This is a genomic window from Alkalihalobacillus phoenicis, from assembly GCF_047302405.1.
In the GTDB taxonomy this organism is placed as follows: domain Bacteria; phylum Bacillota; class Bacilli; order Bacillales; family Bacillaceae_D; genus Alkalihalobacillus.
Map to the genome: position 1 here is coordinate 148,698 of NZ_CP154853.1, position 11,676 is coordinate 160,373.

General features: G+C 37.5%; 12 protein-coding genes. 10 read left to right on the forward strand and 2 right to left on the reverse strand.

All coding sequences use genetic code 11. From position 1 onward, the window contains the following. The first annotated feature begins 365 nt into the window (after positions 1-365). The 8 genes from AA0017_RS00650 (at position 366) to AA0017_RS00685 (ending at position 7,198) form a co-directional block, all read left to right on the forward strand. The gene (locus tag AA0017_RS00650; RefSeq protein ID WP_413378535.1) at positions 366-1,271 is read left to right on the forward strand and encodes a phosphate/phosphite/phosphonate ABC transporter substrate-binding protein; all 906 of its coding nucleotides are present in this window, start codon (positions 366-368) and stop codon (positions 1,269-1,271) included. Beyond that, positions 1,271-2,053, forward strand: coding sequence for a phosphonate ABC transporter ATP-binding protein (phnC, locus tag AA0017_RS00655; RefSeq protein WP_413378537.1), 783 nt, complete (start codon positions 1,271-1,273; stop codon positions 2,051-2,053). Before AA0017_RS00650 ends, phnC begins: the two co-directional genes overlap by 1 nt. Continuing rightward, positions 2,050-2,856, forward strand: a complete 807-nt coding sequence (gene phnE / locus AA0017_RS00660) for a phosphonate ABC transporter, permease protein PhnE (RefSeq protein ID WP_413378539.1) — start codon at positions 2,050-2,052, stop codon at positions 2,854-2,856. The genes phnC and phnE overlap by 4 nt, the downstream gene beginning before the upstream one ends. A 43-nt stretch (positions 2,857-2,899) precedes the next feature. Then, positions 2,900-3,853, forward strand: coding sequence for a hypothetical protein (locus AA0017_RS00665; protein WP_413378541.1), 954 nt, complete (start codon positions 2,900-2,902; stop codon positions 3,851-3,853). Positions 3,854-4,072: 219 nt separating this feature from the next. Continuing rightward, positions 4,073-4,417: an ArsR/SmtB family transcription factor gene (locus tag AA0017_RS00670; RefSeq protein ID WP_413378543.1), complete on the forward strand. Its 345-nt coding sequence runs from the start codon at positions 4,073-4,075 to the stop codon at positions 4,415-4,417. Between the two features lie 14 nt (positions 4,418-4,431). Next, complete coding sequence (locus AA0017_RS00675) at positions 4,432-5,730, forward strand: arsenic transporter (RefSeq protein WP_413378545.1); 1,299 nt, start codon at positions 4,432-4,434, stop codon at positions 5,728-5,730. An 18-nt stretch (positions 5,731-5,748) separates the two neighbouring features. Then, entirely contained in the window at positions 5,749-6,168 is a 420-nt protein-coding gene (gene arsC, locus AA0017_RS00680) for an arsenate reductase (thioredoxin) (RefSeq protein ID WP_413378547.1), read from the forward strand. 478 nt (positions 6,169-6,646) lie between these two features. Then, positions 6,647-7,198, forward strand: coding sequence for an NADPH-dependent FMN reductase (locus AA0017_RS00685; RefSeq protein WP_413378549.1), 552 nt, complete (start codon positions 6,647-6,649; stop codon positions 7,196-7,198). Positions 7,199-7,370: 172 nt separating this feature from the next. On the opposite strand, the gene AA0017_RS00690 is transcribed toward AA0017_RS00685, so the two are convergent. Both AA0017_RS00690 and AA0017_RS00695 read right to left on the reverse strand, forming a co-directional pair. Continuing rightward, on the reverse strand, positions 7,371-8,390 hold the full coding sequence (locus tag AA0017_RS00690) for a FecCD family ABC transporter permease (protein ID WP_413378551.1): 1,020 nt from the start codon (positions 8,388-8,390) through the stop codon (positions 7,371-7,373). Next, positions 8,390-9,418 carry a FecCD family ABC transporter permease gene (locus tag AA0017_RS00695; RefSeq protein ID WP_413378553.1) on the reverse strand — a complete coding sequence of 343 codons (1,029 nt, stop codon included), beginning with the start codon at positions 9,416-9,418 and terminating at the stop codon, positions 8,390-8,392. Before AA0017_RS00695 ends, AA0017_RS00690 begins: the two co-directional genes overlap by 1 nt. Before the next feature lie 185 nt (positions 9,419-9,603). Between AA0017_RS00695 and AA0017_RS00700 the strand changes: the two genes are divergently transcribed. Together AA0017_RS00700 and AA0017_RS00705 are read left to right on the forward strand one after the other, a co-directional pair. Further along, complete coding sequence (locus AA0017_RS00700) at positions 9,604-10,587, forward strand: iron-hydroxamate ABC transporter substrate-binding protein (protein ID WP_413378555.1); 984 nt, start codon at positions 9,604-9,606, stop codon at positions 10,585-10,587. Between the two features lie 141 nt (positions 10,588-10,728). Then, on the forward strand, positions 10,729-11,655 hold the full coding sequence (locus tag AA0017_RS00705) for a LacI family DNA-binding transcriptional regulator (protein ID WP_413378557.1): 927 nt from the start codon (positions 10,729-10,731) through the stop codon (positions 11,653-11,655). Positions 11,656-11,676: the final 21 nt, after the last annotated feature.

Genomic DNA, 11,676 nt, shown 5'->3' on the forward strand with positions numbered 1-11,676 from the left:
CAAAAAGGCATCATTATGGATAGTTTATGCTTAGTTTGTTCTAAAAAGGTTTCGACAAAAATGTCGAGACCTTTTTAATTTAAGTGCAGCAATTGCTTTGAACTGCTATGGATAGGACCCGATCTGACTTGTACTGGTAAGTATCGACGTTTCTGCTATTTGTGTTCTTGCTGGAGATGCACTAGCAACGAGTGTCTCGAGATTTTTGAGCACCCTTGTTCAACTATTTATGAAACACAGGTTAATATATCTGGCAATTAATAATATTTTTACAAATTAAATAAAACGCTAAAAGATTCTTCATAATCTATCAACATTCGTTCTGTACTATTAATAGTGAATTAAAGAGAATGGGAGTGGTTGATATGAAGAAGGTTATTTTTGCAATTTTTTTTAGTTTTACATTGCTGTTAATGGCTTGTAATGCTAGTACAAATGAGGTAGAGCAGACAGCAGCGGATAGTGATGAAGGGGCAGAAGAACAAAATTGGCCAGAAAAAATCCGTTTTGCTGATACTGGATTAGAAGGTTTAGAAGAATTACAAAGGGAATTTGGTCCATTTAAAGATGCACTTGAAGAAGTATTGGACATTGAAGTTGAATTTTTTGCTGTGAATGATCGAGTGATTGGTGCGACTGCCCTAGAGTATGAGCAAGTTGATATTTTACTGGCAGGACCTTCAGAATATGCTCAAATAAAATCGGTTGTTCCAGGAGCTGAACCAATTGTAGGGATTGAACGTGCTGATTATCATGCGGCCATCATTGTTCATGAAGATAGTGAATATCAAACACTTGAAGATATTAAAGGTACAAAAGTTGCGATGAAAGATGCGGGCTCAACAAGTGGTCATATAGGACCGAGCCAAATTTTAATTGAAGCCGGATTTGATTTAGATCGAGATGTCAATATTCAATTACTGGATGGTGCAAGAATCGAAGCATTTAAAAACCGTGATGTTGATGTATTAGCGACAGGTATTAAAGATTATGAGCAAATGGTTGAAGAAGATGGAGAGGGGAAATATCGGTTATTAGTAGAAGGACCACCTCTCCCAAATGATGTCTTTGTTGCTTCTCCAGCTTTGCCTAAGGAATTTTTAGAGGAGTTAACGAGTGCAATTCTAGAGAACCAAGGTACTATTCTTGCAAGTATTTTAGAAACAGGTGAAAACGATAAATATTTAGAAGCGAAGTTTGTTGATGCTGATGATGCAGATTATGATTCGATGCGTGAAGCCTATCGTGTACTAGGAATGGAGTTAGAATAATGACCACACCAATCATTCAGGTAAACCATTTATCAAAAACCTATTCGAATGGTGTTGAAGCTTTAAAAGATGTTCATTTTGAAATTAAACAAGGAGAAAAAGTGGTTCTCTTAGGTCATAATGGTTCAGGGAAATCTAGTCTTTTTCGTTGTATTAGCCAATTTGAAAAACCAACAACAGGAAATGTTCTCGTGAATGGGACTGATATGACTAATTTAAGTCGGAGGAAGTTACGTAAATATCGCAGGCAGATAGGAGTGGTGTTTCAACATTTTAATCTTGTTTATAATCTATCTGTGTTTCAAAATGTTTTGTTCGGTGCAATGGGAAGAGTAGCCTTTTATCCACAAGTTTTTGCTCCATTTGCTTCTTCTGAGATAAGAATGGAAGCAATGAAATGCCTAGAACAAGTAGGGCTGTCCGAATTAGCCAATCGTCGGGCAGATGAATTATCTGGAGGACAAAAACAGCGAGTGGCGATAGCACGTATGTTAATGCAAAAACCATCAATCGTTCTTGCAGATGAGCCTATTGCTAGTTTAGATCCGAAAGCAGGAAAAGAAATTATGGCCCTATTGAAGGAAGTTACTGAAAGCAATGGAATGACCGTTATCTCTATTCTTCATCATATTGACATTGCCTTAGAATTTGGGGATCGAGTGATTGCTTTAAAACAGGGGGAGAAAGTGTTAGATTTTCCTGTCTCTCAAATCGAGCGTCACAGTTTGTCTCGGTTATATGATTTAGAAGAGCTTGATAAAAGGGAGGAAGAGGTTTCATGAGTCAATCAACAAGCTCTTGGCAAAACAATATGCCACCAAGGTTTAAGCGACCTTCTCTTTTAGCTTGGATTGGCTGGGTAATTTTCATTGCTTTATTTGTGATGGGGATGCAGCATGGTGGGGTTTCAATTGAACGGTTAGCTCGCGGGTTTTCTAACATGGCTCATTTTATTACAAGTGCCTTTCCACCTGATCCGACAAGGCTTAGCACTATTTCTATCGCCATGTATGAAACTTTTCAAATTGCCTTAGTAGGGACCGTGTTTGGAGTGGTTATAAGTTTACCTGTTGCCTTATTAGCTTCAAGAAATACGACTCCACATCCTATTATTAGTTATGTTACGAAAGGAATCGTCTCAACACTGCGCACCATTCCTGATTTAGTATGGGCGTTAATCTTTGTTATTTCTTTAGGGCTTGGTCCTCTAGCTGGAATTTTAACGATTATGTTCGATACAATTGGATTTTGTGCTCGTTTTTTCTCAGAGCGAATTGAAGAAATTGACAAAGGACCATCTGAGGCATTAGCGTCAACAGGTGCTTCCAAAATAGGCGTGATGTCTGGTGCTATATTGCCAATTGGTTTTGCTTCATTTGTGGGGACGAGCTTATTTAGTATTGAAAAAGCGATTCGTTCGGCTGTTGTTCTCGGGTTAGTTGGAGCAGGTGGAATTGGAGTAGAATTATCAACTTCTATGACTTTGAGAAGGTTTGATGAGGCACTAATGATCATTATTCTTATATTACTTGTCGTCATTTTTGTTGAACAGGTGTCACAATGGATTCGTAAAAAAGTCATTTAATGAGAGATATAAGAACATAGGATAAGGTTGGTGTGACGATAAGTTGTCTTATTACGCGATCATTGAAATCGGTTCTCATTCTATAAAATGTACGATATGCAAGTATCATAATTATGCGTTTATATTGGTAACAACGAAAAAAGTTCAAATTCATTTAGCGAAAAAATTAGTAAATACGTTTGAATTACAAAAAACGTCTATTAAGAAAGTGCTCTGGGCACTTTCTCAATTTAAAAAGGTTCAGGAAGCTTATCGGTGTAAAGGCACCTTTGTTTTTGCAACAGGTGTTGTCAGATTGGCCAAAAATAGAGAGGTTTTAAAAAGAAAAATAGACGAGCAATTTCATTATAAAATTCATATTCTTTCAGGTAATTTAGAAGCATTTTTAGGGTATTTAGGAGTTCAAACTGGAAAAAACAAACTTGAACATGGCCTTATTTTAGATACAGGTGGAGCGAGTTCGGAACTAACAATAGTGTCAAATCAAGAAGCTATCCACTTTAAGAGCTTTCCTTATGGTGCGATTACACTAAGTGATCGTTTCTTTCAGGAAGCTGATAAGTCAAGAGAATCTTGGCAGTGGTTTGTTCAGAGCTTTTCCCGACAATTACAAGTAGAAAGAAGAGAAATAAATCTAGTTGAATTTCCAACGTATTTAATCACTATTGGCGGCTCGCACCATTTTTTGAAAAGTATATTTAAACTAGACCGACAAGCTACCATTCCAGCAAATGATTTACAGCAAAAATTACAAGAATATGTAGCTTACGATGAAGAACAACTTTCAGAACTCAAAGGATTACCTAAAAGAAGAGTTCCCTTTTTTAAAGGAGGAATATTACCTCTTTTATCAATCATTCAAGCTTATTCCATTTCTGAGGTTATTTTTCAGAGGACAAGTATAACAGAAGGCATTATTTTCGCTTTAAATCAAACTCATTTAGAGCATATAAATAAAGACTTATTTGAAAATTCCACTCATTGGCAAGATGTTTAAATCGAGAGTTTTAAGGCATGTTCTGTTTGGCATCTTAACTATATTTTTTAATCCTTTATTAGGGGGTTTAGTCCGATTAGGAGCTGACCAGTTCATAATGAAGGATTTTTTCTTTCGGGGAACAAGGCGGTTCTCAAAAAAGTAGAATTGCTCATTATATTAGTGTTTGCTTATATAAGTAAATGATAATATAATGAAACGTGAAAGGGGAGTGTATGCATGAGTGAAAAAGATACACATTCTATTGATGATGTGACAAATTGTTTAAAGTTAATGAGTGATCCAACACGATTATTAATCGTTAAGCTTGTGGAGAGACGTACTTATTGTGTTTGTCAATTGGTTGATATGCTTGAAATGAGTCAACCGGCTATCAGCCAACATTTACGAAAGCTTAAGCAAGCTGGGCTTATAAATGAAGAACGTAGAGGGCAATGGCGTTTCTATTCTTTGAATAAATCATCCTTACATTTTCCTCTTATTAAAGATGTTATTGGTCGTATTCGTTCAGATAATGAGGAGCTAAAGCGAGCCCTTTCGAAAGAACGGCCAGTAGAATGTTAAGGGAGGAATAAAGTTTGACTTCTGTTTTTTTAGCGTCCGCTATTTTTATCGTGACGCTTATCTTCGTAATATGGCAACCGAAGAATTTAAATATTGGTTGGTCGGCTTGTGGAGGGGCGATTGTGGCTCTTTTACTTGGAGTGGTTAGCTTTTCAGATGTAGTTGACGTTACGGGCATTGTTTGGAATGCGACGTTAACCTTTATTGCCGTCATTATTATTTCCTTGATTTTAGATGAGATTGGATTTTTTGAATGGTCAGCCTTACATATGGCAAGGGTAGCAAAAGGGAACGCCATTCTTATGTTTATTTATGTGTGTTTGTTAGGTTCAATCGTGGCCGCTTTTTTTGCTAATGACGGTGCAGCGTTAATTTTAACACCGATCGTATTGGCGATGGTCCGTTCCTTGAACTTTAATGAAAAAATGGTTTTCCCCTTTATTATCGCAAGTGGATTTATTGCGGATACGACTTCACTCCCGCTTGTTGTGAGTAATTTAGTAAATATCGTTTCGGCAGACTATTTTGGAATAGGTTTTGTCGAATATGCGACTCGAATGATTGTTCCTAACTTTTTTGCCCTTGTTTCAAGTATTCTTGTTCTTTTCCTTTATTTTAGAAAAAGCATTCCGAAACGATATGATTATGCACAATTAAAAGAACCTGTTCAGGCGATTAAAGACAAAAAGATGTTTCGACTTTCATGGCTCGTTTTAGGAGTTCTTCTCGTTGGTTATTTAGTGAGTGAATTTGTTCGAATTCCTGTCTCAATCGTTGCGGGAATCATTGCTTTTGTCTTTTTAATGATTGCAAGAAAAAGTCCAGCTGTCAAAACAAGGACGGTTCTAAAAGGAGCACCATGGAATATCGTCTTTTTCTCGATTGGAATGTACGTTGTTGTCTATGGCTTACGAAACGTTGGTTTAACCGATCTGTTATCAGATGTGATTCAAATGGTAGCAGACCAAGGGCTGTTTGTGGCAACGGTGGGGATGGGTTTTATTGCGGCAATCCTTTCATCCGTGATGAATAATATGCCTACTGTGTTAATTAATGCGATGGCGATTGCGGGAACCGATACAACGGGGCTAACGAGAGAAGCGTTGATTTATGCCAATATCATTGGAGCAGATTTAGGACCGAAGATTACACCAATCGGCTCATTAGCTACATTATTATGGCTGCATGTTTTATCGCAAAAAGGAGTAAAAATATCGTGGGGAACCTATTTTAAAACAGGAATTGTGATTACACTACCCGTCTTGTTTATGACTCTTCTCGGTTTATATGTTTGGTTATTAGTGATTTATTAGAAAAAAGGAGTAATGATTATGTCTAAAAAAACGATTTATTTTCTTTGTACGGGAAACTCTTGCCGCAGCCAAATGGCGGAAGGCTTTGCGAAACAATTTTTGGCGAGTGAGTGGAATGTATATAGTGCAGGAATTGAAGCACATGGTTTAAATCCAAATGCAATAAAAGCGATGAAAGAAGTGGACATTGACATTTCTAATCAGACATCAGATATTATTGACCGAGAAATTTTAAATCATGCTGACTTTGTTGTAACATTATGTGGCGATGCAGCAGATAAATGTCCGATGACACCACCTCACATCAAACGCGCTCACTGGGGATTCGATGACCCAGCGAAAGCGGAAGGAACGGACGAGGAAAAATGGGCCTTTTTCCAACGTGTTCGTGACGAGATTGGTGCACGAATCCAACATTTTGCAGAAACAGGTAAATAAAAATGGAATAGCCTAGCGATGTTAAATAAGCGACGAAAAAAGTGTGCTCATCTCTGCCAATTTGGCAGGGATGAGTGTGCTTTTTTATTTTGGCTGAGTGTGTGTAAAAGGTGGAATAGGTAATGAAAATTTGAGATATGGGGGAATAGGGTGCGAATAGTAGTGAATAGGTAATGAAAATCTGAGCTGAGGAGGATTACGGTGCGAATTCTGCTCTAGCTTGTTGAAGCATTAGGTATCATTTTGGATACTATAATACTTTATTGTGCCTACTTTCCATATTCTTTTTTTCGTTTATTCTATAGAGAGAGATAAATTTATCATAAAAGGAGTGAAAGAGAAACAAGCCTCAATGTCGTTATCTTCATTTACTTATTGATTTTGAATAATTGGAAATGCTATCAAGTGAAAAGGTTCGTGGGATAGGTAATTTTGAGTGAAAAATATAATGAGACAACAAATTAGGAGGAAAAATAAAATGGCAAACGAAAAATTAAACATTGGAATTATCTTAGGAAGTACACGAGAAGGAAGAGTAAGTCCACAAGTTGGAGCATGGGTGAAAGAAATTGCCGATAAACGCGGAGATGCTAACTATGAAGTGGTGGATATTGCCGATTTCCAATTACCGTTTTTAGGAACAACAGATGGAAAAGAACCAGGAATTGCCTCTTGGAATGAAAAGCTTGCTGAATTAGATGGTTTTGTTTTTATTGTCCAAGAATACAATCATAGCATTACAGGAGCGTTAAAAAATGCCCTTGATTTTGCTCGAGAAGCTTGGAACAACAAAGCGGCAGGTATTGTCAGTTACGGTTCAACTGGTGGAGCTCGTGCAGCGGAACATTTACGTGGAATTATGGGCGAACTCATGATTGCTGATGTTCGTGTTCATCCGACGCTCTCTTTGTTTACTGATTTTGAAAACTATACGACGTTTAAACCAGCAGACTTACACCTTGATAATGTGAATGCTATGCTTGATCAGACAATTGCTTGGAGTGGAGCTTTAAAAACGTTAAGAAAATAACTAAAATGATATGTTGAATGAGGCTGTCCAAAAAAGAGCGTGAAAGCTTTTCAGGACAGCTTTTTTGTGTCAATGATTATGAATTCCATTACAACTACTCCAAACACTACCAACAACAAAAAGGACTACCCAAAGGTGAAAAAACCTTTTGAGGCAGTCCTATCCGACTAATTCACGGCGTTTTGATTAATAAATAGATAAAATAAGGAACTCCTAAAACAGAAACGACTAATCCAACAGGAACTTCGGCAGGCGACATAATCACTCGTCCAAGTGTATCTGCGGCTATTAATAGAAGAGCCCCTAATAACGCTGATATAGGAATAAATAATTGATGCCTTGAGCCAATTAATCTTTTCGCTAAATGAGGGGCAATCAATCCTAAAAAGGCAATTCCTCCCCCTACTGAAACACATGATCCAGCTAAGGTAACAGCTAGCATTAAGAGAATAAATCGCTCTCTTTCTATATTGACACCAAGACCAATTGCCGTGGAATCTCCTAAATAAATGAGATCAAGAATTCGAGCTTTTGTATAGACAATGGGAATTAAGATGACAATCCAAGGTAATAAAGACCAAACAAATGTCCAGTTTGTACCCCAAATTGAGCCTGAAAGCCAAGTGAGTGCTTTGGTAAAGTCATTGGGCTCCATCATTAACTGAAACACAATCACCCCAGCGTTAAAAGCGGCGTTAATCCCAATTCCGACGAGAATTAATCTTGTTGCTGTCACCCCGTTTTTCCAAGCTAACCAATAAATGAGCAAGGCTGCTGTAAAAGCTCCTATTAAAGCTGTAAACGGCAATGAATAAATGGATAGAGCCCCACTTAAAAAGGAGCTTCCTTGGAAAAAATACATATACAGCACAACGGAAAATCCAGCACCAGCATTGATCCCAATGATTCCGGGATCGGCTAAAGGGTTACGTGAAATTCCTTGTAATATGGCTCCCGCTGTTGCAATTCCAGCTCCAACTAATAATGCCAATACCATTCGTGGCAAGCGGAACTCAACTAAAATGACCCAATTTCTATGCTCGCCATTTCCTAACAATGTTTGGAGAACTTCATAAGGACTTAATTTGGTTAAGCCAGTATTTAAGCTAATAATAAAGATGATACAGATTGCTAATATAAGTAAAAAGGCAAGTTTAATCGCCTTTTTTCGTTGTTGTTGCATGAGCTCCATTATAAACCCCTCCCTTCATTCCGAGCTAAATAGAGGAAGAAAGGGACACCAATAATCGCTGTAACGGCACCGACAGGAATTTCAAATGGAGGATTAATCGTACGGCCCACAATATCAGCTAATACTAATAAGAGACCACCTAAAATCGCGGAACAAGGAATAATCCAACGATAATCTAATCCGACTAAAAATCTAGTAATATGAGGGATGATTAATCCGACAAACCCGATAACACCAGAAACAGAGACCGCAGCCCCAGTCAATAATAGAACAGTGATTGTCCCTAATACTTTGACCGTTTTTGTTCGTTGCCCTAACCCTTTGGCCATATCTTCTCCTAAACTTAAAACCGTCAAAGAACGAGAAAGAAAAAGGGAAAGCAGTATTCCAATCACGACAGGAGGTATTAAATAATAAAGACTATGGCTTTGAATACCAGCGACTCCACCGGCATGCCAAAAACTAATATCTTTTGCAATATTGTATCTCAGGCCAATCACCGTTGAAATCGAGCTAAGTAAAGAGGTGATCGCCGTTCCCGCTAAGGCTAATTTAACTGGTGACATCCCCCCTTTTGATAATGAGGCAATGCCGAAAACAAAACCGGCTCCGAGTCCAGCTCCGGTAAACGAAGCAATCAGTAAATTAAAATAGGATATATTTGGCCAAATGACAAACGCTATCGCAAGGAAAAAACCTGCACCTGCGCTGACACCCATAATGGATGGGGAGGCAAGAGGGTTTCTAGTCATCGCTTGCATAATCGCCCCTGATACCGCTAAAGCAGCTCCTATAAACGCTGCTGCAATGGCACGTGGTAAACGGAGCTCACGAATAATAATATGGGAAGATTCATTTGGATTAAAAGAAAAAACCCCTTCCCAAACGGTCTTTAATTGAATGTCTGCTGCACCGAAGGCCGTAGAGGCTGCAATCGATAACAGTAATAGAATAAAACCACTAGAGAGAATAAACGTCGCAGTAGTTGGTTTTGATTTTAGTTTTGGTTGATTTTTTTGATTGTTCATAATGAAAACATAGGCATAAAACCATCTTCTTTCTTTATCGTGAAACTGATAATCATTTTCATTATAGGAGAGTGGAAGTAAAATCTCAATCATCAATTTCGAAAATAAATAATAAAAATATTGTAAGTGAGAATGAAAATTGTTATCATTCATATGATGTAAGTGAAAATTAGGAGGAAAGAAAGATGTTGAAATTAAAAGCGTTTTATAAATTGATCTCTGTCGGTCTATTAGCTGTTGCTTTAGTCGCTTGCGGAAATGATGGAGAGTCGGAAAGTTCTACTGATGAATCGTTATCAGATGGATCAAATACAAGTGAACAAACAGAAGAACGAGTGTTAACAGATACTTTAGGGAATGAAGTGACAATTCCAGCTAACACTGAAAGAATTATTGCAAGCTATTTAGAAGATAGTTTGGTCGCATTAGATGTTGAGCCTGTAGCTCAATGGTCTGTCCATGATGGAGCAAGCATTCAAGATTATCTTCAAGGAGATTTAGATGGGGTGCCATTAGTGCCGCATGATTTACCATTTGAGGCTGTAAGCAGTTTTGAACCCGATCTAATTATTGTTAATTCGCCTTCTTTGGTGGAAGGTGGTAAGTATGAACAGTACTCAAAAATTGCTCCAACATATGTTATTGGAGAAGAGGAAAACAGTGATTGGCGCATCAATTTAACAACGATTGCTGAAATCTTAAATAAAGAAGAAGAAGCACAACAAGTACTATCTGAATACGATGCAAAAGCAGAGGAAGCTAAAAATAAGATACAAGAAGAGATTAGTGACGAATCAGCCGCAGCGATCTGGCTCGTCAATGATAGTTTCTTTATTGTAAATAAAAATTTATCAAGTGGTTCGGTTATGTATGGTGACTTAGGATTGGGTGTTCCTTCTGTAGTTGAAGAGATTTCAGCAAGTGATTCAGCGAACTGGAGCTCGATTTCATTAGAGAAATTGGTAGAATTAGATGCTGATCATCTTTTCCTTATTAACAGCGATACAGGCATAGAAGATTCTGCAATTAATGAGTCGTTATGGCAAAACATCCCTGCGGTTCAAAAAGGACAAGTTTATGAATTTGGAGCAGATACGTCTTGGCTTTACCAAGGGGCTATCGCCAATGGCCAAATTATTGATGATATTTTAAATAGTTTAGTCGACTAGTGCACACCTAGTTTAGTTATCGAAATACAACATGAAATAGGACTGTCTTGTGAGGTAGATTGACCTTTATAAGACAGTCCTTTTCTTTCCCTAATTATGGTATTATAAAGAGATAAAAAGTAAGTTTAGGGATGATTGATTATGCAAAAGAGAGCGACTTTAAAGGATATTGCGAAAGAGGCTGGAGTATCTGTTGCAACAGTTTCATACGTGCTTAATTATTCTGAGAAGCAAAAAATTAGTCATGAAACGAGATTGAAGGTTTTTAATATAGCCAAAAAGCTTCATTATGTACCGAATATGGAAGCCAAATCTTTAGTAAATCAAAAAAGTAAATTAATAGGAATCATTTATGATGCGAAGTTGGTGGAACAACCAAGTGAAGCTCTAGAATTTTTTCAACTAACCGAGCAGATCAAAGAACAATTGGCCACACTTCATCTAGATACCATTCTTATCCCCGTCCATCAAGTATTAAGTGAAGAGGATAAACCTTTTCAGCAAAGAGCGATGGACGCCGTGATCGTAGTTGGGATTAAAGAAGAAATGTTAAAGTCTGTTACAACGAACTTTATCATCCCTGTTCTTTTTGTTGACTGTGATCCTAATGATCCTATATTTCATACCGTTCTTACGGATTATGAGAAGCTGTTTACAGAGTATGTAAACGAACATGAACGGAAAAAGTATGCAGTTGTTTTAAATGAGTTTGCAAGAAAAGATTTAATAGATTTGACTGCGAAATATTTCTCTAAATCAAATGTTCTTTTCTCAAATCAGCTGCAGGAACTAGAAGATAAGCTTAGCGACGGTGTAATTACAGATGTCCTCGCGATGAGTGAAATGATTGGTTTACAACTAGAACGTATTCAAAGTCAATCGTTCGCATTAACGACGGTTATTTCTAATCCGGAATCCAAATTACTTTTAGCCACTACGAAAAAGGTTGTCATCAGTCACGAACAAAAGGCAGAGGCTGTTTCCACTTTAGTTCAGTCCTTGATCAATTGGGAGCATCATGATGAAATTCCACGCTATCAGTTTATTGTTCCTATGGTGGACCTTTAGTTTTATTGACAGCTTATTAAA

Coding starts and splice junctions, on each gene's coding strand:
- AA0017_RS00650 (WP_413378535.1), top strand. CDS start 366: ATGAAGAAGGTTATTTTTGCAATTTTTTTTAGTTTTACATTGCTGTTA.
- phnC (WP_413378537.1), top strand. CDS start 1,271: ATGACCACACCAATCATTCAGGTAAACCATTTATCAAAAACCTATTCG.
- phnE (WP_413378539.1), top strand. CDS start 2,050: ATGAGTCAATCAACAAGCTCTTGGCAAAACAATATGCCACCAAGGTTT.
- AA0017_RS00670 (WP_413378543.1), top strand. CDS start 4,073: ATGAGTGAAAAAGATACACATTCTATTGATGATGTGACAAATTGTTTA.
- arsC (WP_413378547.1), top strand. CDS start 5,749: ATGTCTAAAAAAACGATTTATTTTCTTTGTACGGGAAACTCTTGCCGC.
- AA0017_RS00685 (WP_413378549.1), top strand. CDS start 6,647: ATGGCAAACGAAAAATTAAACATTGGAATTATCTTAGGAAGTACACGA.
- AA0017_RS00690 (WP_413378551.1), bottom strand. CDS start 8,390: ATGGAGCTCATGCAACAACAACGAAAAAAGGCGATTAAACTTGCCTTT.
- AA0017_RS00695 (WP_413378553.1), bottom strand. CDS start 9,418: ATGAACAATCAAAAAAATCAACCAAAACTAAAATCAAAACCAACTACT.
- AA0017_RS00700 (WP_413378555.1), top strand. CDS start 9,604: ATGTTGAAATTAAAAGCGTTTTATAAATTGATCTCTGTCGGTCTATTA.
- AA0017_RS00705 (WP_413378557.1), top strand. CDS start 10,729: ATGCAAAAGAGAGCGACTTTAAAGGATATTGCGAAAGAGGCTGGAGTA.